25 protein-coding genes, 1 tRNA gene and 1 pseudogene are annotated in these 26,979 nt (G+C 73.1%); 14 read left to right on the top strand and 13 right to left on the bottom strand.

What is annotated here, in order from left to right; translation table 11 throughout:
- Window positions 1–8: 8 nt before the first annotated feature.
- Both LG395_RS08650 and LG395_RS08655 read right to left on the bottom strand, forming a co-directional pair.
- Window positions 9–233, bottom strand: a complete 225-nt coding sequence (locus tag LG395_RS08650) for a DUF3263 domain-containing protein (RefSeq protein ID WP_171155160.1) — start codon at window positions 231–233, stop codon at window positions 9–11.
- A 37-nt stretch (window positions 234–270) separates the two neighbouring features.
- The gene (locus LG395_RS08655) at window positions 271–1,554 is read right to left on the bottom strand and encodes an ABC transporter substrate-binding protein (RefSeq protein WP_443743009.1); all 1,284 of its coding nucleotides are present in this window, start codon (window positions 1,552–1,554) and stop codon (window positions 271–273) included.
- A 111-nt stretch (window positions 1,555–1,665) separates the two neighbouring features.
- Between LG395_RS08655 and LG395_RS08660 the strand changes: the two genes are divergently transcribed.
- The 3 genes from LG395_RS08660 to LG395_RS08670 all read left to right on the top strand — a co-directional run bounded on the left by LG395_RS08660 (window position 1,666) and on the right by LG395_RS08670 (window position 4,852).
- Window positions 1,666–2,610 (top strand): ROK family protein, encoded by a 945-nt coding sequence (locus LG395_RS08660; protein ID WP_171159928.1) that lies wholly within the window; start codon window positions 1,666–1,668, stop codon window positions 2,608–2,610.
- A 74-nt stretch (window positions 2,611–2,684) separates the two neighbouring features.
- Complete coding sequence (nagA, locus tag LG395_RS08665) at window positions 2,685–3,812, top strand: N-acetylglucosamine-6-phosphate deacetylase (RefSeq protein WP_225809054.1); 1,128 nt, start codon at window positions 2,685–2,687, stop codon at window positions 3,810–3,812.
- A gap of 122 nt (window positions 3,813–3,934) precedes the next feature.
- On the top strand, window positions 3,935–4,852 hold the full coding sequence (locus LG395_RS08670) for a 1-phosphofructokinase family hexose kinase (protein WP_171155156.1): 918 nt from the start codon (window positions 3,935–3,937) through the stop codon (window positions 4,850–4,852).
- Window positions 4,853–4,980: 128 nt separating this feature from the next.
- On the opposite strand, the gene LG395_RS08675 is transcribed toward LG395_RS08670, so the two are convergent.
- Both LG395_RS08675 and cdgB read right to left on the bottom strand, forming a co-directional pair.
- Window positions 4,981–5,910, bottom strand: a complete 930-nt coding sequence (locus LG395_RS08675) for a CBM35 domain-containing protein (protein WP_225808984.1) — start codon at window positions 5,908–5,910, stop codon at window positions 4,981–4,983.
- 118 nt (window positions 5,911–6,028) lie between these two features.
- Window positions 6,029–7,684: a diguanylate cyclase CdgB gene (cdgB, locus tag LG395_RS08680; protein WP_225808985.1), complete on the bottom strand. Its 1,656-nt coding sequence runs from the start codon at window positions 7,682–7,684 to the stop codon at window positions 6,029–6,031.
- A 330-nt stretch (window positions 7,685–8,014) separates the two neighbouring features.
- On the opposite strand from cdgB, the gene LG395_RS08685 reads away from it, so the two are divergent.
- Both LG395_RS08685 and LG395_RS08690 read left to right on the top strand, forming a co-directional pair.
- Entirely contained in the window at window positions 8,015–8,587 is a 573-nt protein-coding gene (locus LG395_RS08685; RefSeq protein WP_171155147.1) for a flavin reductase family protein, read from the top strand.
- 79 nt (window positions 8,588–8,666) lie between these two features.
- A complete protein-coding gene (locus LG395_RS08690) occupies window positions 8,667–9,128 on the top strand; it encodes a GNAT family N-acetyltransferase (RefSeq protein ID WP_171155145.1) in 462 nt (153 codons plus the stop codon).
- A gap of 10 nt (window positions 9,129–9,138) precedes the next feature.
- Here LG395_RS08690 and LG395_RS08695 read toward each other — a convergent pair whose 3' ends face one another.
- Both LG395_RS08695 and arfB read right to left on the bottom strand, forming a co-directional pair.
- A complete protein-coding gene (locus tag LG395_RS08695; protein ID WP_225808986.1) occupies window positions 9,139–9,978 on the bottom strand; it encodes a sigma-70 family RNA polymerase sigma factor in 840 nt (279 codons plus the stop codon).
- 178 nt (window positions 9,979–10,156) lie between these two features.
- Complete coding sequence (gene arfB / locus LG395_RS08700) at window positions 10,157–10,594, bottom strand: alternative ribosome rescue aminoacyl-tRNA hydrolase ArfB (RefSeq protein WP_171155141.1); 438 nt, start codon at window positions 10,592–10,594, stop codon at window positions 10,157–10,159.
- Window positions 10,595–10,761: 167 nt separating this feature from the next.
- Here arfB and LG395_RS08705 point away from each other — a divergent pair, with 167 nt between their 5' ends.
- Window positions 10,762–11,337 carry a TerD family protein gene (locus LG395_RS08705; protein ID WP_171155139.1) on the top strand — a complete coding sequence of 192 codons (576 nt, stop codon included), beginning with the start codon at window positions 10,762–10,764 and terminating at the stop codon, window positions 11,335–11,337.
- 63 nt (window positions 11,338–11,400) lie between these two features.
- Here the strand turns inward: LG395_RS08705 and LG395_RS08710 are convergent, their stop codons facing one another.
- Window positions 11,401–11,901: a hypothetical protein gene (locus tag LG395_RS08710; RefSeq protein ID WP_059250377.1), complete on the bottom strand. Its 501-nt coding sequence runs from the start codon at window positions 11,899–11,901 to the stop codon at window positions 11,401–11,403.
- Window positions 11,902–12,489: 588 nt separating this feature from the next.
- On the opposite strand from LG395_RS08710, the gene LG395_RS08715 reads away from it, so the two are divergent.
- On the top strand, window positions 12,490–13,884 hold the full coding sequence (locus LG395_RS08715) for a M1 family metallopeptidase (RefSeq protein WP_225808987.1): 1,395 nt from the start codon (window positions 12,490–12,492) through the stop codon (window positions 13,882–13,884).
- Window positions 13,885–13,961: 77 nt separating this feature from the next.
- On the opposite strand, the gene LG395_RS08720 is transcribed toward LG395_RS08715, so the two are convergent.
- The gene (locus LG395_RS08720; RefSeq protein ID WP_225808988.1) at window positions 13,962–14,651 is read right to left on the bottom strand and encodes a pentapeptide repeat-containing protein; all 690 of its coding nucleotides are present in this window, start codon (window positions 14,649–14,651) and stop codon (window positions 13,962–13,964) included.
- Between the two features lie 122 nt (window positions 14,652–14,773).
- Between LG395_RS08720 and LG395_RS08725 the strand changes: the two genes are divergently transcribed.
- On the top strand, window positions 14,774–15,946 hold the full coding sequence (locus LG395_RS08725; protein WP_225808989.1) for an FAD-dependent oxidoreductase: 1,173 nt from the start codon (window positions 14,774–14,776) through the stop codon (window positions 15,944–15,946).
- A gap of 47 nt (window positions 15,947–15,993) precedes the next feature.
- On the top strand, window positions 15,994–16,965 hold the full coding sequence (locus LG395_RS08730; protein ID WP_225808990.1) for a zinc-binding dehydrogenase: 972 nt from the start codon (window positions 15,994–15,996) through the stop codon (window positions 16,963–16,965).
- A gap of 143 nt (window positions 16,966–17,108) precedes the next feature.
- Here LG395_RS08730 and LG395_RS08735 read toward each other — a convergent pair whose 3' ends face one another.
- The 3 genes from LG395_RS08735 to LG395_RS08745 are packed head-to-tail and all read right to left on the bottom strand — an operon-like array spanning window position 17,109 to window position 19,691.
- Window positions 17,109–17,588: a GNAT family N-acetyltransferase gene (locus tag LG395_RS08735; protein ID WP_171155131.1), complete on the bottom strand. Its 480-nt coding sequence runs from the start codon at window positions 17,586–17,588 to the stop codon at window positions 17,109–17,111.
- Window positions 17,589–17,620: 32 nt separating this feature from the next.
- On the bottom strand, window positions 17,621–19,027 hold the full coding sequence (locus LG395_RS08740) for an NAD(P)/FAD-dependent oxidoreductase (RefSeq protein WP_171155129.1): 1,407 nt from the start codon (window positions 19,025–19,027) through the stop codon (window positions 17,621–17,623).
- A gap of 10 nt (window positions 19,028–19,037) precedes the next feature.
- On the bottom strand, window positions 19,038–19,691 hold the full coding sequence (locus LG395_RS08745; protein ID WP_225808991.1) for a rhomboid-like protein: 654 nt from the start codon (window positions 19,689–19,691) through the stop codon (window positions 19,038–19,040).
- Here LG395_RS08745 and LG395_RS08750 point away from each other — a divergent pair.
- The gene (locus LG395_RS08750; RefSeq protein ID WP_225808992.1) at window positions 19,690–20,601 is read left to right on the top strand and encodes an aminoglycoside phosphotransferase family protein; all 912 of its coding nucleotides are present in this window, start codon (window positions 19,690–19,692) and stop codon (window positions 20,599–20,601) included. The genes LG395_RS08745 and LG395_RS08750 overlap by 2 nt on opposite strands.
- A gap of 39 nt (window positions 20,602–20,640) precedes the next feature.
- Here LG395_RS08750 and LG395_RS08755 read toward each other — a convergent pair.
- A tRNA-Thr gene (locus tag LG395_RS08755) sits at window positions 20,641–20,715 on the bottom strand.
- Between the two features lie 176 nt (window positions 20,716–20,891).
- On the opposite strand from LG395_RS08755, the pseudogene LG395_RS08760 reads away from it, so the two are divergent.
- From LG395_RS08760 to LG395_RS08775, 4 genes and pseudogenes are all read left to right on the top strand, one after another.
- Window positions 20,892–22,215, top strand: a pseudogene (locus LG395_RS08760) (RNA-guided endonuclease InsQ/TnpB family protein).
- Between the two features lie 318 nt (window positions 22,216–22,533).
- The gene (locus LG395_RS08765; RefSeq protein ID WP_225808993.1) at window positions 22,534–23,670 is read left to right on the top strand and encodes an ABC transporter ATP-binding protein; all 1,137 of its coding nucleotides are present in this window, start codon (window positions 22,534–22,536) and stop codon (window positions 23,668–23,670) included.
- Window positions 23,671–23,839: 169 nt separating this feature from the next.
- Window positions 23,840–24,301 (top strand): hypothetical protein, encoded by a 462-nt coding sequence (locus tag LG395_RS08770; protein ID WP_171155122.1) that lies wholly within the window; start codon window positions 23,840–23,842, stop codon window positions 24,299–24,301.
- A gap of 101 nt (window positions 24,302–24,402) precedes the next feature.
- Entirely contained in the window at window positions 24,403–25,134 is a 732-nt protein-coding gene (locus LG395_RS08775) for a nucleotidyltransferase family protein (protein ID WP_171155120.1), read from the top strand.
- Between the two features lie 107 nt (window positions 25,135–25,241).
- Here LG395_RS08775 and LG395_RS08780 read toward each other — a convergent pair whose 3' ends face one another.
- Window positions 25,242–26,930 carry a DoxX family membrane protein gene (locus LG395_RS08780; protein WP_225808994.1) on the bottom strand — a complete coding sequence of 563 codons (1,689 nt, stop codon included), beginning with the start codon at window positions 26,928–26,930 and terminating at the stop codon, window positions 25,242–25,244.
- Between the last annotated feature and the right edge of the window lie 49 nt (window positions 26,931–26,979).

Consider the following 26,979-nt stretch of genomic DNA (forward strand, 5'->3'; position numbering starts at 1 on the left):
CCGGGGACTCAGCGTTCCGCGCGTCGCGCCTCGCGGATCCGGCGCAGGCGGTTGACCGTCACCGGGTCGTGGGCGAGGGCCCGCTCGTCGTCCAGGAGGGCGTTGAGGAGCTGGTAGTAGCGGACGGGGGAGAGATCCAGCTCCTCCCGTATCGCGCGTTCCTTCGCGCCGGGGCCGGGGAAGGCCCGGCGCTCCAGCGCGAGGACCGCTTTCTCGCGGGTGCCCAGTTCCATGCCCGCCACGGTAGCGGCGGGCACCGACAGCGGGCCTTCAGTTCACGCTGCTGCTGTCGGCCGCCAGGGCCGTCGACTGCAGGCGGGTCAGGACACCGGAGGGGCTGCCGCCGGGGGCGACCGCCTGGCCGATGTTCTGCTTCACGGCCGCGCTGACCGCCGCCCAGGAGGTCTTGCCGACGGGGTACAGCTCCGAGGTCGGCAGCTGCTCCAGGAAGGGGCGCAGGGCCTTGTCGGCGGGGGCGTCCGACGCCGCCATGGTGTTGGACGCGGAGCTGGTGACCGGCAGCAGCCCGTACTCGCGGGAGAACGCGAGGACGTTCTTCTCGTCGTAGGCGAAGTCGAGGAAGTCGCCGATCTGCTCGGCGTGCCCGTTCTGCTTGAAGCCCATCATCCAGTCGGCGACGCCCATGGAGGCCCTGGCCCTGCCGGTACGGCCCGGCATCGGCACCGTGCCGAACTTCACGCCCTTCTTGGCCGCCTGCTGGATGAGCGTGGGGTGGCCGTTGACCATGCCGACCCGGCCGTCGGCGAACGCGGCGAACGCGGCGGCACGGTTCAGCTTGCCGGGGGCGACCGGGCCGGTCAGGCCCTTGCCGACCAGCTCGTCCTTGAGCCAGGTGAAGGTCTCGACGTTCGTGGCGGAGTCGATGGTGTAGGTGCCGACGTCGTCGGTGTAGCCGCTGCCGCCGTTGCCGCCGCTGAGCAGCCACTGCATGGTCTCGGCCTGGGCCTCCTCGGGGCCGAGGGGCAGCGCGTACGGGTACTGCACGCCCTGCGCCTTGAGCGCCGTGGCGTCGGCGGCCAGCTCGTCCCAGGTGGTGGGCGCCGTGAGGTGGGCCTTGTCGAAGAGGGTCTTGTTGTAGAAGAGCACGCGCGTGGAGGCGGCGAACGGGATGCCGTACTGCGTGTGCTTCCACTGGCCGGCGTCGGAGAGCGGGGAGAGGAAGTCCGCCTGGGTGCGTATGGAGAGCAGGTCGGAGACCGGGTAGAGCTTGCCGGCGGCGGCGTAGTCGGCGTAGGCGCCGATCTGGGCCATGTCCGGGGCGTGGCCGGCGTCGACCATCTCCTTGACCTTGCGGTCGACGTCGTTCCAGGAGTAGACGCTGACCTCGACCTTCACGTCCGGGTGCTGCTTCTCGTACTCCTTGGCCAGGGCGTCCCAGTACTTCCTGGAGCTGTTGGCGGCGGAGTCGCCGTAGTCGGCGGCGACGAGTCTGAGAGTCACGTCGGAGGAACCCGTACTCCCGCAGCCGCCGAGGACCGCCGTCATGCCCAGTGCGGACACCACCGCGATCGTTCCTGCCGTACGCCGACGCACGCTCAAATCCCCAACCCTGCTGTCTGACGGTTCAATATGTGGACACATAAGGTCTACACCACGTGAGTGGACTAGACCTCTCGCGGGTGGGCGGGCCACACTAGGCCCGTGGTGAGACATGTCATCGCCCTCGACGTGGGCGGTACCGGGATGAAGGCCGCCCTGGTCGGCGACGACGGCGGGCTGCTCCACCGCGCCCGCCGCGCCACCGGCCGCGAGCGCGGCCCCGAGGCGGTGCTCGCGGGCATCCTCGACTTCGCCGCCGAGCTGCGCGCCTACGGCGTCGAGCACTACGGCGAGCCCGCCCGCGCGGCCGGCATCGCCGTCCCCGGCATCGTCGACGAGACGAACGGCACCGCCGTCTACGCCGCCAACCTCGGCTGGCGGGACGTCCCCCTGCGGGCCCTGCTCACCGAGCGGCTCGGGGTGCCCGTCGCCCTCGGCCACGACGTCCGCACCGGCGGCCTCGCGGAGGGCCGGATCGGCGCGGGCCGGGACGCGGACCGGTTCCTGTTCGTGCCGCTGGGCACCGGGATCGCCGGCGCCATCGGCATCGACGGCCGGGTCGAGGCCGGCGCGCACGGCTTCGCCGGCGAGATCGGCCACATCGTCGTACGCCCCGGGGGCACGGTCTGCCCCTGCGGGCAGCGCGGCTGCCTGGAGCGGTACGCCTCCGCCTCCGCCGTCAGCGAGGCCTGGGCGGCGGCCGGCGGCGACCCCGCGGCGGACGCGGCGGACTGCGCCCGCGCCGTCGCGTCCGGTGACCCGAACGCCGTCCGGGTCTGGCAGGAGGCGGTGGACGCGCTCGCCGACGGGCTGGTCACCGCCCTCACCCTGCTGGACCCCCGCACGCTGATCATCGGTGGCGGCCTGGCCGAGGCGGGGGAAGTGTTGTTCCGGCCCCTGCGGGACGCCGTCCGGCACCGGGTCACCTTCCAGAAACTGCCGACGATCGTCCCGGCGGCGCTGGGCGACGCGGCCGGCTGCCTGGGCGCGGGGCTGCTCGCGCAGGACCTGCTGACAGCCACTTCTACGACTCCGGAGGTAAGCACCTGATGGCAACCGAGCGGGAAACCCCGGGCAGGCACGGCGCCCCGTCGGGGGCGCGGCCGACCCCCACCGGCCCGCAGCTGCTCACCGGCGCGAACGTGGTGCTCCCCACCGGAACGGTGAAGAACGGCCAGGTGGCCGTCGGCGGCAGGCGCATCGCCGGTACCGCACCGGCCGGCGCCGAGGTCGTCGACGTCACCGGGCACTGGCTGGTCCCCGGCTTCGTGGACATCCACAACCACGGCGGGGGCGGAGCCTCCTTCTCCGGCACCGCCGAGCAGATCCTCACCGCCGTCCACACGCACCGCCTCCACGGCACCACCACCCTCGTCGCCTCCACCGTCACCGACGAGATGGACCTGCTGGCTCGTCAGGCCGGCCTGCTGAGCGAGCTGGCCGAGCAGGGCGACATCGCGGGCATCCACTTCGAGGGGCCGTTCATCTCGCCGTGCCGCAAGGGCGCGCACTCCGAGAAGCTGCTGCGCGACCCGGACCCGGCCGAGGTCCGCAAGCTGATCGACGCGGCGCGCGGCAAGGCGCGGATGGTCACCCTCGCGGCCGAGCTGCCCGGCGGCATCGACTCCGTGCGGCTGCTCGCCGAGCACGGCGTGATCGCGGCGATCGGGCACACCGACGCCTCCTACGAGCAGACGACCGCGGCGATCGACGCGGGCGCCACCGTCGCCACCCACCTCTTCAACGCCATGCCCGCCCTCAACCACCGCTCGCCCGGCCCGATCGCCGCCCTGCTGGAGGACGAGCGGGTCACCGTCGAGCTGATCAACGACGGCGTCCACCTGCACCCCGCCGCGCTGGAGCTGGCGTTCCATCACGCGGGCGCGGACCGGGTGGCGTTCATCACCGACGCGATGGACGCGGCCGGCACCGGCGACGGGCGCTACATGCTCGGCCCGCTGGAGGTCGAGGTCAGCGAGGGAGTGGCCCGGCTGGTGGAGGGCGGCTCGATCGCGGGCTCCACGCTGACGCTGGACCGCGCGTTCCAGCGGGCGGTGACCGTCGACAAGCTGTCGGTGGAGGACGCCGTGACCGCCCTGTCGGCCAACCCGGCCCGGCTGCTCGGCCTCTCCGACCGCGTCGGGTCCCTGGAGCCCGGCAAGGACGCCGACCTGGTCCTGCTGGACGCCGACTTCGCGCTGAAGGGCGTGATGCGGCAGGGTGAATGGGTGGTAGCGCCCCAACTGCCCTGATCCGTACCGGCGTCGAGGAGACGGAGGCCGACCCGCGCACTGGGCCGACCGCCGTCTCTTTGGCATGATCGAGGCCCCGGAAACCGAGACAGCCGCACGGACTTCGAGGGAGGTCGGCCCGGGTGATCCTCACGGTCACGCTGAACACCGCTCTCGACATCACCTATCGCGTGCGGTCGCTGCGGCCGCACGCCTCGCACCGTGTCTCCGAGGTGGCCGAACGGCCCGGCGGCAAGGGCGTGAACGTGGCCCGGGTCCTGGCCGCGCTCGGCCACGAGGTGACGGTCACCGGCTTCGCGGGCGGCGGGACCGGCCGGGCGGTACGCGACCGGCTGGCCGGCACGCCCGGACTGACGGACGCGCTGGTGCCGGTCGCCGGGGCGACCCGGCGCACGATAGCCGTGGCCGACGAACTCGCGGGTGACACGACCCAGCTGAACGAGCCCGGCCCGCAGATCGCGCCGGCCGAGTGGGGCGCCTTCCTCGACCGTTACGAGGAACTGCTGGACGGCGCCTCGGCGGTGGCCCTGTGCGGGAGCCTGCCCCCGGGAGTCCCGGTCGGCGCGTACGCGAACCTGGTCCGGCTGGCCCGCGCCCAGGGTGTGCCCGTCCTGCTGGACACCAGCGGCGAACCACTGCGCCGGGGCGTCGCGGCCCGCCCGGACATCATCAAGCCGAACGCCGACGAACTGGCCGAGCTCACCGGCTCCCACGAACCGCTGCGCGCCACCCGGGACGCCCGGCGCCGCGGCGCCCGCACGGTGGTGGCCTCCCTCGGCCCGGACGGCCTGCTCGCCGACACCCCCGAGGGCCGCTGGCACGCCACTCCGCCGGCCCCCGAGTTCGGCAACCCCACCGGCGCGGGCGACTCGGCGGTGGCGGGCCTGCTGTCCGGCCTGGCGGAACACCTCCCCTGGCCGGACCGCCTCACCCGCGCGGTCGCCTTGTCGGCGGCGACGGTGCGGTCCCGGACAGCAGGCGACTTCGACCGCGCGGCCTACGAGAAGCTCCTGACGCGAGTGGCGGTGACGGCGGCGTGAGAGCTGTGCGGCCTCTCGCCGGACGTGCCCGCGTAGCGGGTTCGGCCGGGAAAGCCTGACGACGGTGGCCGTGAACGGCGCACTGTTGGGCGGCGCCTTCCTCGAGGGCACCGCACCCGCTTCGGGGCTCAGCCGCTGGAATTGACCCAGCCCTTCACCAGCCACATCTGGTCGATCAGAGCATCGCACTGATTTCCCTGCGCGCACGAGAGCGCGATGGTGTTCCTTCCCTTGTCGAGCTGGATCCAGTTGTACGTCTTCGTCCAGCCCTTCTGGTAATCGCCCGCAGCGGCGTGCGCCCAGTTCTTCAGTCCGACAGGAGTGTTGGAAGCCGTGCCGTTGACCGTGAGGGTGGCGGTGGCGTCCTTGCCGGGAACGCTGTAACCGACGTAGACACTGTATTTCCCGGACTCGGGGATATTGTCGACGGTCCAGGTGATCGAGGCGCCGGTCTGGTTGAAACCCGTCACATAGGTGCCGCCCGCCGCCCGTGCGCCCTGCACGTCCGTCGCCTTGGTCGCACCGCCGGCCAGCTGGAGCGCGCTCGCGTCCGACTTCGGCAGCTCGCCCGGCGCCGCCGAACTGCTCCCCGAAGGGCTCGGGCTGCCGGTCTGGGACTGGGCCGGGGTGGAGCCGGCCTCGTTGCCGGACTTGTCGTCGTCCGTGTTGCCGTTGATCATCGCGACGCCGATGCCGATGACGACCGCGGCGACCACCGCGATGGCGCCGATCAGCAGGCCCTTGGTGTTGGGGCCGCGGCGGCCGGGAGCGGGGGCCGCGGGGCGGTGGGAGGCCGGGGCGCCGCCCGGCAGCGTCTCCGGGGCCTGGTAGTGGGCGCTCGGCTGGCCGTAGGCGCCCTGCTGCGGGCCGCCCTGGCCGTACGTGGCCTGCTGCGCGCCGTAGCTGCGCTCGCCGACCGTACGCACCCTGCTGACCGAGTTCGGGTAGCCGTAACCGCCGGACGGCGGCTGGGCTCCCCGGGCCTGGCCGTCTGCGTACAGGTAGCCGAACGGGTCGTCGTCCTCGGGCGTGCTCGCGCCGTTGTCGCCGGGCGTCATCCCTTGGTACTCCTCAACAGGTGCGGGCGGATGCGGTACGGGTGTGGAATGGCGAGCCTACCCGCTCTCGCTGGCCCAAACGGGTGGCCCGGACCGCGTCAACTCGCTGACCTGCGCTTCATCCAGCGCGCCGGTGCTGTTTGGGACGAGATCGTTTCTCTACGTACATCCGCTCGTCAGCGGACTTCAACACCTCGTCCGCCGTCATTCCGCAGTGTGCCCAGCCGATGCCGAAACTGGCGCCCACCCGGACGGCCCGGCCCTCGGCGCGGATCGGCTGGATGATCTCGTTGCGCAGCCGTACGGCGAGGTCCTGGGCGTCGGCCCGTCCGAGGCCGTCGGCGAGGATCACGAACTCGTCGCCGCCGAGCCGGGCGACCGTGTCGCCGTCCCGGACACCGTTGCTCAGCCGCCGGGCGACCTCGATGAGCACCGCGTCGCCCGCGTTGTGCCCGAACCGGTCGTTGATCGACTTGAAGCCGTCGAGGTCGCAGAAGAGGACCGCGAGGCCCTTGGTGCCGTCGTCGCGGCCGTCCTCGGGGGCGACGGTGTGCACATGGTGGTCGTAGGCGTCGAAGCCCTCCGCGCCCGGCGTGAAGTCGAAGCCGTGGCCCGCGGGGGCGTCGAAGGCGGGGTGGCCGTAGGCCGCGTCCAGGGACTCCAGCGCGCCGGCGTGGGCGGGGCGCCGGCAGAGCCGGGCGGACAGCCGCGAGCGCAGCTCGGCGGAGTTGGGCAGGCCGGTCAGCGAGTCGTGGGAGGCGCGGTGGGCGAGCTGGAGCTCGCGCCGCTTGCGCTCCTCTATGTCCTCGACGTGGGTGAGCAGGAAGCGGGGGCCGTCGGCGGCGTCGGCGACGACGCTGTTGCGCAGGGACACCCAGACGTAGGTGCCGTCGCGGCGGCCCAGGCGCAGTTCCGCGCGGCCGCCCTCCGCGGAGGTCCGCAGCAGGGTGCCGACGTCCTCGGGGTGGACGAGGTCGGCGAAGGAGTAGCGGCGCATCGCGGAGGCGGGCCGGCCGAGCAGCCGGCACAGGGCGTCGTTGGTGCGCAGGATGCGGCCGTGCTGGTCGCCGCCCATCTCGGCGATGGCCATGCCGGAGGGTGCGTACTCGAAGGCCTGCCGGAAGGATTCCTCGCTGGCGCGCAGGGCCTGCTGCTCGCGCTCCAGACGGACCAGGGCGCGCTGCATGTTGGCGCGCAGGCGGGCGTTGCTGATCGCGATGGCGGCCTGGAAGGCGTACATCTGGAGGGCCTCGCGGCCCCAGGCGCCGGGGCGGCGGCCGTTGCGCGGCCGGTCGACGGATATGACGCCGAGCAGTTCGCCGCAGGAGCTGCCCTGCACGCCGGGGGTGTACATGGGCGCGAAGAGCCGGTCGGAGGGGTGCCACTCGTCCTCGAAGCGCGGCGCGGGCCCGTCGGTGTACCACTGGGGGACGTCGTCGTCGTCGAGGACCCAGCCCTCGGTGTGCGGTATGAAGACGAGGTCGCCCCAGCGTTCGCCCATGTTCAGCCGCCGGTCCCAGGAATCGCGCGAGCCGGCCCGGCCGGTGATCAGGGCCTCGGCGGCGGAGTTGCCCGAGAAGGCGGCGACCACGAGATCGCCGTCCTGGCGGACCAGGTTGACGGCCGCCATCTCGTAGCCGAGGGCGGACACGGCGCCGTCGGCGACGGTCTGCAGTGTGTCCGCCAGGCTGCGTGCCGTGTTCATGTCGGCCATGACCTGGTGCAGCTGTCGCAGGGACGCAAGGCGGACATACGGCTCCGACTCGGTCTCCATGCTCACCCTCCCCCCGAGACCTCGCAGCGAATCAAGGGTTGTGTCTGAACCTCTTCGTGGCTTCCCCGCCACTGAATCACAGCGCGAAGCCCACTCGGTACACAGGGTCAACAATTCCTGCCCCTTGTGACTCAAGTCACAGGAGAACGTGAACAATTGAGTGGAGTTTCTGCGTTTGCCCTGTGCGTTTCCTGAACGCGCAGCGTGCGCCCGTGCTCACATGATGCACGTATCCGGCCGATTGCCGCCTGTGTGCGCCGCTGGTCCTAGGACCCGGCTCGGGCGGAGGGCCGATGCGGGCCGCTCGGGGCGGGAGCTAGCGTTTCCGGCGTGCTGAAGACTCCCTCCCCCACGACCCCCCTGCCCACCGGGCATGCTGAGGGGGTGAGCAACGACGAGTTCCGGGCCGCGATGTCCCGGCTGGCCGCCGGCGTGGTCCTGGTCACCGCGCAGGAACCGCCGCTGGACCCGGACGACCCCGAGGCGCCGGGCATGGAGGACGTCGGCATGACCGCCACCGCGTTCATGTCCGTCTCCCTCGACCCGCCGCTGGTCCTGGTCAGCCTGCGCACGGGCGCCCGCATGGACGACCTGCTCGACGAGCAGCCGCTGTGGGCGGTGTCGGTCCTCACCGAGAGCCAGCGGCACATCGCCGGCCGCTTCGCCATGAAGGGCCGCATCAGCGACCGGCTGCTCTTCGAGGACATCCCCTACGTCCGGGGCGAGGTCACCGGTGCCCCGCTGGTCGGCGGCGCGCTGGCCACCCTGGAGTGCCGGACCGAGCAGCGGGTGACCGCCGGGGACCACACCCTGGTCATCGGCCGCGTCCTGACCGCCCGGGTGCCGAGCGCCGAGGGCGGCCCGCTGCTGTACTTCCGGGGGCGGTACCGGCAGTTGGGCTGAGCCGGGCGCCGCGCGGCCCCGCCGGGCCGGCCCGCGAATTCCGTGGCGGCGCCGGGGAGCGCCTGCCTACGGTGCGCGGATGACACCACGTCTGGAAGAAGTCACTCCGCGGAACTTCGACACCGCCGTCGCCCTGCGCGTCCGCCCCGACCAGGAACACGCCGTCTCACCGGTCGTACGCTCCCTCGCCGAGGCGTACGTCCACCCCGCCGGGGTCGCCTGGCCCCGCCTGATCGTCGACGGCGCCCGCACGACAGGCTTCCTGATGGCCTTCTTCGACATCGACTGGCACGGCGACGGCAGCGTGCGGCGCTCCGGGCTGTGGCGGCTGAACATCGCCGCCGGCGAGCAGGGCAGGGGCTACGGCCGCTTCGCCGTCGACGCCGTGGCAGCCGAGATCCGCCGCCGGGGCGGCACGCGGATGTACGTCAGCTGGCACCCCGGCCCGCACGGCCCCGAGGAGTTCTACCTGCGCCTGGGCTTCCGGAAGAACGGGGAGACGAGCGGGGACCAGACGGTGGGGGTGCTGGACCTGTCCTGAGCCAGGCCGCTCAGAGCTCCTCGACCGTGAGGTCCGCCAGCCGGGCGGGCCCGGTGATGATGTCGATCACCGAGATGCGGCCGGCGGCGAAGGTGAAGGCCAGGACCCGCTCCGGGCGGCCGCCGGCGAACACGGCCAGGCCCATCGCGCCGTCCACCAGCACCGGACGCGCGGCGCACGCCAGATGAGCGAAGGCCGCCGCGCCGGCGGCGACCCGGGCCGCGCCGCGGTTCACACCGGCCTCGCTACGGGCCTCCACCGCGGGGTCGAGCACCGCCAGCAGCCCGTCGAAGTCGCCGTCGCGCGCGGCGGCCAGGAAGGCGTCCACCACCTCCCGCTGCCGGGCCGGGTCGGTCCGCGGCGCCTGCGCGCCCCGCACCCGGCGCCGGGCCCGGCTGGCGAGTTGCCGGGCCGCCGCCGGGCTGCGGCCCAGGATGCCGCCGACCTCCTCGAAGGGCACCCCGAACAGGTCGTGCAGCACGAAGGCGAGCCGCTCGGCCGGGGAGAGCGTGTCCAGGACGACGAGGAGGGCCGGCCCGACCGAGTCGGCGAGCAGGGCGTCCCGCACCGGGTCCGGCTCGGCGGAGGGCGCCGGCCGCCAGGTCTCCAGCGGCTGCTCGCCCCGGGAGCGGCGGGAGCGGAGCATGTCGAGGCAGACCCGGCCGACGACGGTCGTCAGCCAGCCGCCGAGGTTCTCCACCTCGCTGGTGTCGGACCGGCTCAGCCGGAACCAGGCCTCCTGCACGGCGTCCTCGGCCTCGGCGGCGGAGCCGAGCATCCGGTGGGCGACGGCCCGCAGATGCCCCCGGTGCGCCTCGAAGCGCCGGGCGAGGAAGTCGTCCTCGGTCATGGGTGGCTGCGGCCTCTCCGTCGTCGTCCCCGGCGGTCCCGGGTCCTCCTGCACCACCCTGACGACGGGGAGCGCGCAGATGTGACACGGCGCGGGGAGACGTGACAGGAGACGTGCCGGGGCGCGGGGAGACGTGCCGGGGCGCGGGGAGACGTGCCGGGGCGCGGCCCCGGCCTGCCTAGCCCCAGTCCCTGCCCGAACGGCCCCGCTTGGTCTGCGCGCGCTGCTTCTTCTCCCGCAGCCGGCGTTCGTTGATGCCGCGCGGGATGCGGGTCGGCTTGCGGGGCTTGGGCGGTGGCGCGGTGGCCTCCGCGAGGAGCGCGGCGAGGCGTACGGCGGCGGCCTCGCGGTTGCGCCACTGGGAACGGTGCTCCGAGGCCCGTACGGACACCACCCCGTCGGTGAGGCGGCCGGCCAGCCGCCGCAGAGCCCGCTCCCTCCACACCGGAGGAAGCGCCTGCGTGCCGGCGAGGTCGAAGCGCAGCTCGACCTGGGAGTCGCTGGTGTTGACGTGCTGCCCCCCGGGCCCGGACGACCTGGAGAAACGCCACATCAGCTCGGCCTCGGGAAGCGAGACGGAGCCACGGATGAGGTAGGGCCCGGACATGTCCTTCATGTTCCCGACCCGGCCCGCCTCACGTCACCTGGATTTCCGGTTCGGTAAAAAAGGTAAAGGGACCCGGAACCACGGGGACCCCCCTCGACGTTGTCCCGGGTGACGGTAGCTTCGTCGGCACAGAGTGCGCCGATACGCACGGATATCTAAGGAAGGGACTCCCAACAATGGCTGTAAGCCTGTCCAAGGGTGGCAACGTCTCGCTCACCAAGGAGGCTCCGGGCCTGACCGCCGTCACCGTGGGCCTCGGCTGGGACGTCCGCACCACGACCGGCACGGACTTCGACCTGGACGCCTCCGCCATCGCGGTGAACGGCCAGGGCAGGGTCTACTCGGACGCCCACTTCGTCTTCTTCAACAACAAGCAGACCCCGGACAACTCGATCGTCCACACGGGCGACAACCGCACGGGCGAGGGCGCCGGGGACGACGAGGCGATCAACGTCAACCTGGCCGCGCTCCCGGCCGACATCGAGAAGGTCGTCTTCCCGGTCTCCATCTACGACGCCGAGAACCGCGGCCAGAACTTCGGCCAGGTCCGCAACGCCTACATCCGCATCGTCAACCAGGCGGGCGGCGCCGAGATCGCGCGCTACGACCTGTCCGAGGACGCGGCCACCGAGACGGCCATGATCTTCGGCGAGCTGTACCGCAACGGCGAGGAGTGGAAGTTCCGCGCGGTGGGCCAGGGTTACGCCTCGGGCCTGGTGGGCATCGCCCAGGACTTCGGCGTGAACGTCTGACGGGTGTGAGCCGTGCGAGGAGGCCCCGGCTCACGGCCGGAGGCCTTCTTCACCGCACCCGCTTCACGGCACCCGGGGGAAGCGGGCCTGGAGGGTCCAGACCGCCGGGTTCTCCGCCAGGTCCTCGTGGAGGTCGGTGAGGTCCGCGAGCAGGTCGTGCAGGAAGTCGCGGGCCTCGCGGCGCAGTTCGGCGTGAGAGAAGGTCAGCGGTGACTCCTCGGCCGGCATCCAGTCGGCGGTGATGTCGACCCAGCCGAAGCGGCGCTCGAAGAGCATGCGGTCGGTGGACTCGGTGAAGTCCAGCTCCGCGCGCTGCGGGCGGGCGGCGCGGGAGCCCATCGGGTCCCGGTCCAGGCGTTCCACGATGTCGCACAGCGCCCACGCGAAGTCCAGCACCGGCACCCATCCCCAGGCTGTGGACAGCTCCCGGTCGGACTCGGTGTCCGCGAGATAGACGTCTCCGCAGAACAGGTCGTACCGCAGCGCGTGGACGTCCGCGCGGCGGTAGTCGGTCTGCGGGGGGTCCGGGAACCGGTTGGAGAGGGCGTAGCCGATGTCGAGCACGGAGGAGATGGTGTCACGCCACCCCACCCGGCCCCGCCCGCGGTCACCCGGCCCGCATCGACCCGGCCTCGCCGGCAGTCACCCGGCCCCCACCGCCCCGGCCCGCCTCGGAAGCCCGGGACCCGCCGCCCCGGCCCCGCTCACGGTCCCCCGAGCCTGGCTGCCCCGACCCCAGCCTTGCCCCCCGTCCCCGGCCCGCCCTGCTCACGGGCCCCACCGCACCGACCCCGACCGCGCTCCCCCTCCCCGGCCCGCCCGACCCCCGCCTTCGAAGCAGCGGTCCCTGTCGGCCCGGCCTCGCCGTCGACGCGGCGGAACCCGCCCGGGACGCGCCGCCGTCGGGAGCCATGGACTCCCGCCGACCCGGCTCCCGCCCCCGCCGGCCCGGCCCGCCCCGTCCCGTTCCGCCCACGGACCCCCGGCCCCGGCCGCGCTCCACCGCCCCCGGGCCACCCGACCCCCGCCCCCACAACAGCGGTCCCTGTCGGCCCTCTCCACCCGGCTCCCGCGACGGTTCCCGCCCGCCCGGTCTCGCCGTCGACGCGGTGGGCCCCGCCCGGGACGGGCCCGGTGCCTAAGATCGCCGGCATGTCCAGATCCGTACGCCTTGTCCCGGTCCTCGCCGCGCTCCTCGCCCTCGCCCTCACCGGCACCGCGTGCGACGGCGGCGTGCGGGGCACCCCGGGCGGCTCCGGGGTGCGCGACCCGTACTTCCCGAAGGCGGGCAACGGCGGCTACGACGTCGGCCACTACGCCCTCACCCTGGACTACACCCCGGCCACCCGCCGGCTCACCGGCACGGCCGTCATCACGGCCCGGGCCACCCGGGACCTGCCCGCCTTCGACCTCGACCTCGCGGGGCTGCACGTCGACTCGGTCACCGTCGAGGGCGAGGACGCCCGCTGGAACCGCGCCGGCCAGGAACTCACCGTCCGCCCGCACGACGACCTGGCCCGGGGCGGGACGTTCCGCACGACCGTCCGCTACTCGGGCACCCCGCGCACCCTCACCGACCCCGACGGCTCCGAGGAGGGCTGGCTGCCCACCGCCGACGGCGCCCTCGCCCTCGGTGAACCCGTCGGCTCCATGGCCTGGTACCCGGGCAACCACCACCCCTCCGACAAGGCGACGTACGACATCACGGTCACCGTGCCGAAGGGTCTGCAGGCCGTCTCCAACGGCGAGTTGACGGGCCAGAGCACGAAGGACGGCCGTACCGCCTACCACTGGCACACCGGCCGGCCCATGGCGAGCCATGTCGCCACCGTGGCCATCGGCCGCTACGACATCACCCGGAGCACCGGCCCGCACGGCCTGCCCGTCCTCACCGCCGTCGACCCCACCCAGGCCCAGGCGAGCGCGAAGGTGCTCGCGAAGCTCCCGGAGATCCTCGACTGGGAGGAGGACAACTTCGGGCCGTACCCGTTCTCCTCGGCCGGTGCGATCGTCGACCGCCCGCACGACGCGGGCTACGCCCTGGAGACGCAGAACCGCCCCGTCTTCCCCGCCGACCAGCTGAACACCTCGGTCCTCGTCCACGAACTCGCCCACCAGTGGTACGGCGACTCGGTCACCCCGCGGTCCTGGCGGGACATGTGGCTGGCCGAGGGCTTCGCGACGTACGCGGAGTGGCTGTACCAGGAGGACCACGGCGGGCCCACCGCCCAGGAGACGTTCACCCGGCTGTACGAGGGCGACCGCGAGGACATCTGGGCGTTCCCGCCGGGCAGGCAGCCGGACGCCGCGCACATCTCGGGCAGCCCGGTCTACGAGCGCGGCGCGATGGTCCTGCAGAAGATCCGCCGGAAGGCCGGCGACGACACCTTCCACGCCATCCTCCAGGGCTGGGCCGCCGCCCACCGCCACGCCACCGCGAGCACCGCCGACTTCACCGCGTACGTCGAGAAGAAGGCCCCGGACCAGGACTTCGGCGGCATCTGGAAGGACTGGCTGTACGGCGACGGCAAGCCGGACCGCCCATGAGGACGGGCGGCCCGCGACGGGGCGTGGCGTGACACGTCACACCGGCTCCGCCACCCCGGCCCGTCCCGAAGCGGCGGTCACATGACCCGGATGCCCATCGCCGCCGCCAGCACCGGGGCGAGGTCGAGCAGCTGGCCCGTGCTGATCACCGCGCCGGAGAGCCGGTCCAGGCCCCGGGTGATCTCCAGCGGAGCGGCCCCGCGCAGGTCGACGTCGGTCAGGCTCGCCCCGCCGAAGTCGGCCCCCTTCAGGGCGCAGTCGGTGAACTCCACCCGCTCCAGGCGCGCGCCCGCGAAGTCCGGCTCGACCAGCACGCAGGACTCGAAGACGACGTCCTTGAGGCGGGCCTCGCGCAGGTTCAGGTAGTCGATCTTGCCGCCCCGGATCACGACTCTCTCCAGCACGGCACCGTGCAACTGCGTACCGCCCAGACGGGCGTCGACCAGCTCGACGTCCCTGAGCGTGGCCTCGGCCAGCCGCGTCCCGACCCCGCGCAGTCCGGTCAGCACCGAGTCCAGCACCCGGGCCCGGCCCAGCGCGGTCCCGTCCACCGCGCAGCCCGTCAGCGCGCAGTCCATGAACCGGGCGCCCGCGCCGTCCTGCCCGGCGAGGTCGCACTCCCGGAACTCCAGCCCGTCGTAGTCGCCGTCGGGCGCCAGCTCCCCCTCCGCCCAGGGCTCCAGCGGCGGCAGCCGCACCTCCGGCCGCCGCGCGCCCCGCACCGCCTCCCGGCCCGCGGGCCGGCTTCCCGTCGCTCGCCTCACCATGCGCCCATGCTGCACCCCGCCACTGACAACCGGCGCCGGCCCGGGGAAACCCCGGGATGTCACACACGGCGCGGCACGGGCCGTCGTACTGCCGCACAGGCGCACCGACCGCAGGGAGAACCATGCACAAGCCCGCGCACCACATCACCGTCATCGGCGGCGGCTTCGCCGGACTCACCGCCGCGATCACCGCCGCCGAGGCCGGCGCCCGGGTCACCGTGTACGAGGCCCACGGCACCCTGGGCGGGCGGGCCCGGACGGCACAGGGGCCGTACCGGACCAACGAGGGCCCGCACGCCCTGTACGCCGGCGGCCCGCACTGGACCTGGCTGAGGCAGCGGAACCTGATCGGCCCGCTCGCCGCCCTGCCGCCCCTTCAGGCCGCCCGGCTGCGGCTGCGCCACCGCGGAGCGCTGCGCCGCACCCCGCCCCTCGCCCTGCTCAAGCTGCTGCGGCGCCGGGTCGGCCCGGCCCCCGTCGACGCCGACTTCCTCGGCTGGGCGAGCGGGATCGCCGGGGAGGAGGGCGCCCGCGCGGCCGCGCACTACGCCGCGGTCGCCCTGTTCCACCACGACCCGGGCAGCCTGTCCGCCGCCTTCGTGCAGGAGCGGCTGCGCCGGGCCGCCAAGCTGCCGCCGGAGGCGCACTACCCGCGCGGCGGCTGGGGCACGGTCATCGACCGGATGGCCGCGCGGGCCTGGGACACGGGCGTGCGGATCGAGACCGGTGCCCGGGTGGACGGACTGCCGGAGGACACCCCGGTGATCGTCGCCACCGGCCTGCCCGCCGCCCGGCGGCTGCTCCGCGACGACGCGCTGGAGTGGCCGAGCGGCCGCACCGTCCTGCTCGACCTCGCCGTACGCAGCCGGCGCGGGGACGCCTTCGCCGTCTCCGACCTGGACGCGCCCGGCTGGATCGAGCGCTTCACCGCGCAGGACCCGTCCCTCGCGCCCGCCGGGGAACAGCTGATCCAGGGACAGTTCCCGATCGGGCCCGGCCAGGCCCGGGCCGACGGCGTCGCCCGCGCCGAACACCTGCTGGACCTCGGGTTCCGGGGGTGGCGGGAGCGGGTGACCTGGCGGCGGGAGGCCGTGGCGGACGGCCGTACGGGGGCCGTGGACCTGCCGGGCCGCAGCTGGCGGGACCGGCCCGCCGTGGACCGCGGCGACGGGGTCTACCTCGTGGGAGACCAGGTGGCGGCCCCGGGCGTGCTCGCGGAGGTGTCCTTCAACAGCGCGGTGACGGCGGTGTCCCTGATCCTCGGCCAGCCCGCCCTTGACCTCGAGCGCGCTTGAGGTCCGAGGGTGGGGATCACACCAGACCTCGTCTCCCTGGGGGCCCCATGCACGCCGTCCGCCTGTACGCCTTCGGCCCGGCCGAGAACCTGACCTACGAGGAGCTCCCGGACCCCGTCCCTGGCCCCGGACAGGTGCGGATCGCGGTCGCCGCGGCCGGTGTGCACCTGCTCGACGCGGCCCTGCGGGAGGGCCACCAGGGCCCGCTGCCCGAACCGCCCCGCCTGCCGACCGTGCCCGGCCGGGAGGTCGCCGGGGTCGTGGACGCGCTCGGCGACGGTGTCGACGGCCTGTGGCTCGGCCGGCGGGTGGTGGCCCACCTGGGCTTCGCGCCCGGCGGCTACGCCGAACTGGCCGTCACCGAGGTCGAGCGTGTGCACGACATCCCGGCCGGCCTGGACTTCGCCGCCGCCGTCGCCATGATCGGCACGGGCCGTACGGCGCTGGGCATCGCGCAGTTCGCCGAGCCGGGACCGGACGACGTGGTGGTCGTACCGGCCGCGGCCGGCGGCATCGGCACGCTGCTCGTGCAGCACGCCGGGAACGCCGGGGCGACCGTGGTCGGCCTCGCGGGCGGCCCGGAGAAGACCGCCCGGGTCCGCGCGAACGGCGCCGGCCTCGCCGTCGACTACACCGACCCCGGCTGGCCCGCCAAGGTCCGCGCCCACCTCGGCGGCCGGCCGGCCACCCTCGTCTACGACGGCGTGGGCGGCCGGGTCGCCCGGGACGCCGTCGCCCTGCTCGGCCCCGGCGGCCGGCACCTGGTGTTCGGTTGGTCGGCGGAGGGCATCGGACAGGGCCGGGGACACCACGTCGAGGGCGTTTCGGAGTCGGTGCTCGGCCCGGCGATGCTGGAACGCGCCGGCGGCCTGCGCGCGCTGGAACTGCGCGCGCTCGCCGAGGCCGCCCGGGGCCGGCTGCGCCCGGCCGTCACCCGCTTCCCCCTCGCGCAGGCCGCCACCGCCCACCGGGCCCTGGAGGGACGGGGAACCATCGGAAAGGTCGTACTGGAACCCTGACGTCCGCCGACCGGGACGACACGAGGCGGGGGGCGTGACGGCGGGGCGCGGGGAACGACGCTGCCGGCCACGGACGCCCCGGAGCCACCGGACCACCGCCTCCGCCCCGGCGGCCGAGACCGCGACCGCCGCCGGAACCGGTGTCAGCCGGCCGAGCCCAGTGCGGTCAGCGCCCCGTCCGTGAGCCGGTACACCGTCCACTCGTCCTGGGGCCGGGCGCCCAGCGCCTCGTAGAAGCCGATCGCCGGCCGGTTCCAGTTCAGCACCGACCACTCCAGCCGCTCGTACCCGCGCTCGACGCAGATCCGCGCCAGCTCGGCCAGCAGCGCCCGCCCGTGACCGCCGCCGCGCGCCTCCGGGCGGACGTACAGGTCCTCCAGGTAGATGCCGTGCACCCCGCGCCAGGTGGAGAAGTTGAGGAACCACAGCGCGAACCCGACCGGCGCCCCGCCCGCCTCGTCCACCGCCATGTGCGCGAACGCGGCCGGCCGCTCCCCGAACAACGCCTCCCGCAACTGCGCCTCGCTCGCCCGGGCCTCCTCGGGCGCCTTCTCGTACTCGGCCAGCTCACGGACCATGGCGTGGATGACGGGGACGTCGTCGGGGGTCGCGGTACGAATCATGCCGTGAGGGTAACCGGCCCGCGCACCGGGTCTCAGTGCCGTCCCGCCACCCGGTCCGCCGCCTTCGCCAGGCGCGAGGACTCCGTGCCCGGACGGAGGCGTTCACGCCGGTCGGCGGTGCGGTAGGTGGCGTACATGCCCTGGACGCCCAGCCAGCGGAAGGGTTCGGGCTCCCACTTGCGGACCTTGTGGTTCACCCAGGGCAGGTCCGTCAGCTCGGTCCGCCCGCCCTGTCCGGAGTCCCGCTGCACCAGGTCGCGCAGGGTGCGGGCGGCCAGGTTGGTGGTGGCGACGCCGGAGCCGACGTAGCCGCCCGCCCAGCCGAGGCCGGTGGACCGGTCGAGCGTCACCGTGGCGCACCAGTCGCGCGGCACGCCGAGCACCCCCGACCACGCGTGCGCGATCCGCACCCCGGCCAGGGACGGGAAGAAGCGGGTCAGGATCTCCCGCAGGGCCTCGACCGTCGCCGCCTGCGTTCGGCCGTCGTTGTCGGTGCGCGAACCGAAGCGGTACGGCACCCCGCGCCCGCCGAGCGCGATCCGGCCGTCCGCCGTGCGCTGGGCGTACATGTACGCGTGCGCCATGTCGCCGAGGGTCTCCCGGCCCGACCAGCCGATCGCCGCCCACTGTTCCTCGGTCAGCGGCTCGGTCGCGATCATCGAGGAGTTCATCGGCAGCCAGGTCCGCCGCTGCCCCTTCAGGGAGGCGGTGAAGCCCTCGGTGCAGCGCAGCACGTAGGGCGCGCGGACGGTGCCGTAGGGGGTGACCGCGTGCTTGGGGCGGATCTGTGTCACCGGCGTCGACTCGTGGATGGTCACGCCGAGCGCCTCCACGGCCGCCGCGAGCCCCTTGACCAGCTTCACCGGGTGCAGCCGGGCCCCGTGCGGGGTCCAGGTGGAGCCGACCGCGTCCGCGACCCGGATCCGCTCGGCGGTCTCCCGGGCGCCGTACAGCTCCCGGTCCTTCTCCCCGTACGACAGCTCGTGCTGGTGGAACGCCTTCAGCCGGGCCAGCTGCGCCGGGGTGGTGGCCACCTCCAGGACGCCGCCCCGGTGCACGTCGGCGTCGATGCCCTCCGCCTCGGCGACCGCGATCACCTCGGCCACGGTGTCGTTCATCGCCCGCTGGAGCCGTACGGCGGCCTCGTGGCCGTGCAGCCTCGCGTACCGGTCGCGGCCCGCGATCCCGTTGTACAGCCAGCCGCCGTTGCGGCCGGAGGCGCCGTAGCCGCAGAACTTCTGCTCCAGGACGGTGATGCGCAGGAAGGGCGCGGCCTTCTTCAGGTAGTACGCGGTCCACAGACCCGTGTAGCCGCCGCCCACGATCACGACGTCGGCGGACGCGTCCCCGGGCAGCGGCTCCCGCACCGCCGGAAGGCCGTCGTCCGCGTACCAGAAGGAGATGCCACCGTTCACGACACTGCTCGCCGAGCTGCTCATGGCCGGGACGTTAACCCCTGGGCACGCCCGGTGTCTCCTTCGGATTCCATGCTTTTCCGCGGCCCCTGACCAGCGGATAGCAGGCCAGACCGATCAGTACGGCGACGACGTGACCGAGGTCGGTGAAGGTCGGCCCGGCGGCCAGCGGCAGCCCGAACACGGCCAGCACCACCGGCAGGTACACGTACCGCCAGGGCGCCGCGATCCGGTAGGTGAGCACCGCCATCACCCCGGCCAGCGCGTAACTCACCCCGATGTCCAGGGTGTTCACCGCCGAGTGCGGGGCCATGCCCCGGCGGATCGCCTCCAGCAGCGCCCCCTCGCTGATCAGCGAGGCCAGCACGTGCGCCAGCGCGCACACCGCCAGCCAGCGGGCCGTGCCCAGCCAGCGCTCGGCCGGCGCGTGGAACACCGTGTACAGCAGGGCGTACGGCACCCAGTGCCCGCTCTCGATCCACATCGCGCTGGCCACCAGCACCCGCACCGGATTGCGGGACAGCTCATGGATGTTGGTCGACCGCCGCCGCAGGAAGTGCTCCTCGAACTCCGGCGACATGTGGTGCAGCGCGACGGTCGTCGCGACCAGCACGCCCAGCCACACGTACGTACCGGGAGCGGCGCGGACACACGCCCACACCCCGCTCGCGCCCCGGAGAATTCGCATGAGCCGATTCACGCACGCCAGTATCGTCCGCTTCGTGATTGACATCCCCGGCGAGCTGGCCAAGGCACAGGAGACGTACAACGGCGCGGCGGGACGGGCCTTCGTCGCCGCGCTGCCGGACCTCGCGGCCACGTTCCTGCACCGTTGGCGGCTCACGCTCGACGGACCGTCGATGAACGGCGTCAGCGCCCTGGTCCTGCCGGTCGTCCGCGCCGACGGCCTCCGCGCGGTCCTCAAGCTCCAGCTGACGGACGAGGAGAGCGTGGGCGAACCGGTCGCGCTGCGCGTGTGGGACGGTGACGGGGCGGTACGGCTCCTCGACCACGACCCGGCCACCGGCACCATGCTCCTGGAGCGCCTGGACGAGTCCCGGATGCTCGCGGGCCTCGGCGACACCCGCGAGGCCGTCCTGGTCATCGCCCGGCTGCTGGCCCACCTCACGTCCTTCCCCGCCCCGCCCGGCCTGCGCCGCCTGGGCGACATCGCCGAGGCCATGCTGGAACGGGCCCCGCGCGCGCTGCCGCGCATCCCGGACCCCGAGGTCCGCCGGATCGTCGCCGACTGCGCCGCCGCCGTGCGCGAGGTCGTCCACGAGCCCGGCGACCGGCTGCTCCACTGGGACCTGCACGACGAGAACGTCCTCGCCGCCGACCGCGCCGACTGGCTCGCCATCGACCCCAAGCCGCTGGCCGGCGACCCCGGCTTCGAACTGTGGCCCGCCCTGGACAACCGCTTCGACGCGGCCGAGGTGCGCTGGCGCTTCGACGCGATGACCGACGTCCTCGGTCTGGACCGCGCCCGGGCCCGCGCGTGGACCCTCGGCCGCCTGCTCCAGAACATCCTGTGGGACGTGGAGGACGGCCGCCCGGTCGAGGCCCGGCGACTGGAGATCGCCCGCCGCCTCACATGAGAAAGCCCAGGTGGGACGATGTCCCACCTGGACCGCACGAGCCCCCTGTCGGATTCGAACCGACGACCTGCTCATTACAAGTGAGCTGCTCTGACCGGGCTGAGCTAAGGAGGCACCGCGCCACTGCAATGCCAGGCGCGGAGGCGGGTCCACTGTACACAGAGCCTGTCTCCCCAGGCCACGAAGTTCCGCACCCCACACGCCGCCGAATCGCGCGTAACCCTCCGTGTCTCCGTTCGTTGATCGATCTGACGTGCTGTTCCGAAGACCGGATCGTCGGGGAGGGATCCATGGGAGAGCTTGCGGGGAAAGCGCGTCCGGGGGCGGTGGCGCAGGAGGCGGACCGCATCAGGCGCGAGGTGCTCGGCATCGGCGAGCGCCGCAAGCATCGCACCCGCGAGGCGACCCCACTGCAGCCCCACGTCAAGGACCCCGAGGCCCACCACCGCCTCTACCGGTTCCGCTTCTATCCGACCAAAGAGCAGGCCGAGCAGCTGGAGCGGACGTTCGGTGCGTGCCGGTGGGTCTACAACGAGGGGCTGGCGCTGCGCTCCGAGGCCTGGGAGCGGCATCGGGTGAACGTGGGGTTCGCGCAGACGTGTCGGGCTCTGACCGGTTGGAAGCGGGACGAGGACACGGCGTGGCTGAAGGACGTCTCGTCGACCGTGCTCCAGCAGTCTCTTCGCCATCTGGATCACGCGTTCGGCCGGTTCTTCAAGGGGCGGGCGAGGCGTCCGAAGCCGAAGAAGAAGGGTCGGTCGCGGGATTCGGCGACGTATGTGCGTACGGGCTTCAAGTGGGCCGAGGATCCCGCCCGGCCTGGGACGGGATTGATCACGCTGGCCAAGCAGTCGAAGCCACTGGACATCCGTTGGTCGAGGGCTTTGCCCGCGGGGGTGGTTCCGGTGCGGTTGTCGGTGACACGGGACCGGGCGGGCCGGTTTTTCGTGTCGACGCTGGTCGAGGAGCGGATAGCACCGCTGCCTGCCGTGTTCGTGCCGGGCACGCGGCAACCGAGAGCGGTCGGATTGGATGTGGGGCTGGCGTCTCTGGTGACCCTGGACGACGGTTCGAAGTTCGATCATCCGCGGTTGTCCAAACGGTACGCGGAGAAGCTGGCGCGGTTGCAGCGGGAGCTGCACCGGAAGGCGAAGGGGTCGCGGAACCGGGAGAAGGTCAGGCGGCGGCTCGGGCGTCTGTACGCGCTGATCAGGGACGTGCGCAGGGACATGCTGGACCAGTTGACCACCCGCCTCGTGCGCGAGAACCAAGTGCTCGTGGTGGAGGATCTGTCGGTCGCGACCCTGACGCGCTCGGCGTACGGCAAGCGGCGGAGCCGGAAGGCGAGGCTCAATCAGGCGATCTTGGATGCCGGCTGGGGCGAGCTGGTGCGGCAGCTGCGGTACAAGTGCGAGTGGTACGGGCGGGAAATGGTGGTCGTGGACCGGTTCTTCCCGTCGACCCGGCGTTGCTCGGCCTGTCGCCACGGGGCCGAAGTTGGACGTGTCGGTCAGGCAGTGGACGTGCGCCGGGTGCGGTGTGCTGCATGACCGGGACGTGAATGCGGCCGTGAACCTCCGGGACGAGGGAGTGCGGGTGCTGACGGCCACGTAGCGGCCGATGCGGTAGGGGACCGACGGGCCGTCGGCCATCGTGCCTGCGGAGCCCGCGTAAGACCGGTCGGGCGCAGCTCGGAAGAGCTGCGTGTGGGCGGCGGTGGACGATGAAGCAGGAAGCCCTCGGGCAAGGTCACAAGTGCGGCGCTCTGACCCGCACGAGAATTTCCGCGAAGTTCACACCGGCCGGACTACTGACAGATCGAGTGAACGCCAGGTACCGTCCTGATCCAGTTCACTCGCGTGGACTACACCAACCACCTTCCTACAACGGATCGTCCGGCACGTTCCTGCCGGTAGAAGGGGGCCCATCACCATGGCCACAGTCACGTTCGACAAGGCGACCCGGATCTACCCGGGTTCCACCAAGCCCGCCGTCGACGCACTCGACATCGCGATCGAGGACGGCGAGTTCCTCGTCCTGGTCGGCCCGTCCGGTTGCGGGAAGTCCACCTCCCTGCGGATGCTCGCGGGCCTGGAGGACGTCAACGGCGGTGCCATCCGCATCGGTGACCGCGACGTCACGCACCTGCCGCCCAAGGACCGGGACATCGCCATGGTGTTCCAGAACTACGCCCTCTACCCGCACATGACGGTCGCCGACAACATGGGCTTCGCGCTCAAGATCGCCGGCGTGAACAAGGCGGAGATCCGGCAGAAAGTCGAGGAGGCCGCGAAGATCCTCGACCTCACCGAGTACCTGGACCGCAAGCCGAAGGCGCTCTCCGGCGGTCAGCGCCAGCGTGTCGCCATGGGCCGCGCGATCGTCCGCGAGCCGCAGGTCTTCCTCATGGACGAGCCGCTGTCCAACCTGGACGCCAAGCTCCGCGTCTCCACCCGTACGCAGATCGCGTCCCTCCAGCGCCGCCTCGGCATCACCACGGTCTACGTCACCCACGACCAGGTCGAGGCCATGACGATGGGCGACCGGGTGGCCGTGCTCAAGGACGGCATCCTCCAGCAGGTCGACTCGCCGCGGAACATGTACGACAAGCCCGCGAACCTCTTCGTCGCCGGCTTCATCGGCTCCCCCGCCATGAACCTGATCGAGGTGCCGATCACCGACGGCGGCGTGAAGTTCGGCAACAGCGTCGTCCCAGTCAACCGGGAGGCCCTGAAGGCCGCCGCCGACAAGGGCGACCGCACGGTCACCGTCGGTGTGCGTCCCGAGCACTTCGACGTGGTCGAGCACAACGGCTCCGTCGCCGCCTCCCTGTCCAAGGACGCCTCCGACGCCCCGGCCGGCCTCGCCGTCTCCGTGAACGTCGTCGAGGAGACCGGCGCCGACGGCTACGTCTACGGCACCGTCGAGGTCGGCGGCGAGACGAAGGACCTCGTGGTCCGCGTCAGCAGCCGCTCCGTGCCGGAGAAGGGCTCCACGCTGCACGTCGTGCCGCGGCCGGGCGAGACCCACGTGTTCTCCACGTCCACCGGCGAGCGGCTGTCCGACTGACGGCCGACGGCATCGCGAAGGGCCCCGCACGCTCGGCGTGCGGGGCCCTTCGCGTCGATCTTGCGAGGGGGCGCTTCGTCAACCCGTTACCCGGAAATCAGCGCCTTCTCATCCCCCATAAGGGTGACTCAATGTCTCCAAATCATCACGGGGCGCTACCCTCACACGCGTGAAGCACTCCACCACCCCACAGACACGACGCGGCCACCGGGGCGGCCCTGCCCGCCGTATCGGCCGCACTCTCGCCCTCGTCCTGCCCGTCGTCCTGGTGCTCTCCGGGACCCTCGCGGTCACCCGGGTCAACTGGACGGGGAGCCCCTCCAGCTCGGTGCTGGCCGCCTCCGACGTCTCGTCGGTCGAGGTCTCCGCCAGGAAGGCCACCCGCGCCCCGCAGGACGTGCTCCGCGACCAGCTGATGACCGAGCTGCAGCACAAGAACCCGGGGGTGGTCCTCACCCACCTCCAGCAGGCCGTCAACGGTCGCCCCTCGCTGGCCCGGCACTGCTCCTCCATCGCCCGCGCCCTCGGCAGGGCCGCGGTGCACCTCTACGGCGCCTCCCGCGCCCAGTCGTACGCCCGCCCGGTGTGCGACACGGCCTTCGCCTCGGGCGTGCTGGCCGCGCACAGCTGAGCCCCGGCGGCAGCGGCTTCCCGGTACGAACCGGGTAACGGCTCCTCAAGGAGCGCGCCGCCGCCCGTGGACAGCGGTGGGGCGCCACGTACAGTGCGGTCATGACCCATCCGAACGCCGCGTCGCGCCCCACTCAAGCCGTGGTCCTGGCCGGTGGCCAGGGCTCCCGGCTGCGTCCGTACACCGACGACCGGCCCAAGCCGATGGTCGAGATCCCCGGCACGGGCACTCCGATCATCGGCCACCAGCTGACCTGGCTGGCCGAGGAAGGTGTGACGGACGTCGTGGTCTCCTGCGGCCACCTCGCCGACGTCCTGCAGAAGTGGCTGGACTCGGCAGACCTTCCCGTCTCCGTCACCACCGTCGTGGAGAGCGAGCCCCTCGGCCGCGGCGGCGGCCTGCGCTACGCGGCGGCCCGTCTGCCCCATCCCGAACGGCCCTGGTACGCCACGAACGGTGACATCTGGACGCGGTTCTCCCTGCGGGACATGGCCGACTTCCACACCGAGCGGGACGCCGTCGCCACGCTGGCGCTCGCCCGGCCGCGTATCCCGTGGGGGGCGGTGAAGACCGACGGGTTCGGGCACATCACCGACTTCATCGAGGCACCGCCGTCGACGTTCGAGATCAACGCGGGTGTCTACGTGTTCTCGCCGGAGTTCGCCTCCCTGCTGCCCGAGCGGGGTGACCACGAGCGCACCACGTTCCCCCGGCTGGCCCGGGAGAAGAAGCTGGCCGGCTTCCCCATTCCGCAGGGGGCGTACTGGCGGGCCATCGACACGGCGAAGGATCTGACGGAGGCGGCCAGGGAACTGGCGGCGCTCGGCCGCTGACCGGTGCGCGGGTCTCCGGCCGGGGAACCGCCGGGGCCGCGCCCGCCGAGAGCGAAGAGGGCCCCGTACCTTTCCCGGTACGGGGCCCCTGTCCTGTTCCTGTCGCGTCAGCCCAGCAGGCCGCCCACCAGGCCCGGCTGGCCGGTGGAGCTGCCGCCGCCGCCCGTGGACGTGCTGCCGCCGCCCGACGTCGACCCGCCGCCGCCCGTGCCGCCGCCGCCCGTGCTCGTCGGGCCGGCCGTCGTGCTGGGGGCGCCGCCCGTCGTCGGGGACGTCCGGCGGGGCGGGACCTGACCCGTGGTGCCCTGGGTCCGGGTCGGCGCTGTGGTGGTGCCGCCGGAGGTGGCCCGGCTGGTGCCCGGGGTCGTCGCCGCCCCCGAGGGATTCGCGCCGGCCGTGGCGCCGCCCGTCGGGGAGCTGGACGCCGACGGGGTCTTCTCGTGCCGCGTGCCGGGCTCCTGCGGGAGCGGGGAGCCGGGGAGCTGGTTGCGGGGCGCCTCGCCGGGTCCGGGGACGACCACGCGGCTGGAGTCACGGACCGCGCCGCCCAGCAGGGACCCGATGAACAGGGTCAGGCCGACCGTGACGGCCGTGATCAGCGCGCCACGGCGCAGGACGTAACGGCGCAGCTCCCAGATGTCGGCGCGGGGGCCGAGACGGCGCCAGGCACCGCCCGCGAGACGGCCGTCCACGGAGTAGACGGGGGCGCCGGCGATGATCAGCGGGGACCAGGCGGCGAGGTAGATGATGTCGGGGGCGTCGTAGACCGGGACGGTCTTCCAGCTGACGGTGACGATCAGGGCGGCGGAGAGCAGCGCGCCGATGACCGCCGCGACGCGCTGCCAGCAGCCCAGGATGGTCAGGACGCCGACGACGACCTGGAGGAACGCGATGACCAGGCCGGAGCCGACCGGGTGGTGCAGGGCGAACTGGCGCAGCGGCTCGGCTACGTCCCAGGGGTGCAGCGTGTTGAGCCAGGTCACCATGGAGCCGCGCTTGCCGCCGTCGAAGTAGACGGGGTCGCACAGCTTGCCCATGCCGGCGTAGATGGAGATGAAGCCGAGGAAGACGCGCAGCGGGAGCAGGACGACGCCCAGGTTGAGCCGGCGGCCGGGGTAGTAGGCGTGCCGGGCCGGGTCGTCGCCCTGGCGCCTGCCGCGGCGGGGGGCGTCCGCGCCGGGGCCGGTCTCGTCGGTGTCGGCCGGGTAGGTGTCGTACGGCTCGTCGCCGTCGGGGTAGGCGGGGTAGGCCGGGTCGTCGTAGGCGCCGGTGGCCGTGCGCATGTGCGGCAGGAGGCGGGTGCCGCCGCCGGCGCCCGGGGCGGTGCGCTGGTGGCCGACGACCGGGGTCTCGACGGTCAGGTCGCGTTCGTCGTAGGCGTCGGCGTAACCCGTCTGGACGCGCGGGATGACCTGGGTGGCGCCGGCCTCGGGCTCGTCGGCGTGGCGGACGCTGCTGCCCCGCACGGCCTGGAGGAGCCGGTGGGCGCCGGTGTCGTCGGGGGCGGACTTGCCGCTCCACACGACGGGGCGGCGGCGGCCGGTGGCGCCGGCCCGGCCCGCCGTGCCCGCGACGGGCATCCGGGCGGTGTCCTGGCCGGCGCTCAGATGCCGGGCGATCCGCGGGGATTGGGTGCGCTTGGCCGCAGCGCCCAGCTGCACGCGGAAGCTGGCGTGATTGACGATGACCTGCGCCGGATCGCTCGGCACCTTCACCATGCTCAGCGCGGGAGCGTCGTCGAATCCCGACGAACGGTCGCCCGTGGGTGTGCGGGGTGTTCTGGTGTCCACACTCATCTAACCGAGTGACGTGGCGTTAGGACACTGCTTTGACCGCCCGGATGTG

The sequence above is a fragment of the Streptomyces spinosus genome (assembly GCF_020400655.1).
GTDB classification, from domain to species: Bacteria; Actinomycetota; Actinomycetes; order Streptomycetales; family Streptomycetaceae; genus Streptomyces; species Streptomyces argyrophylli.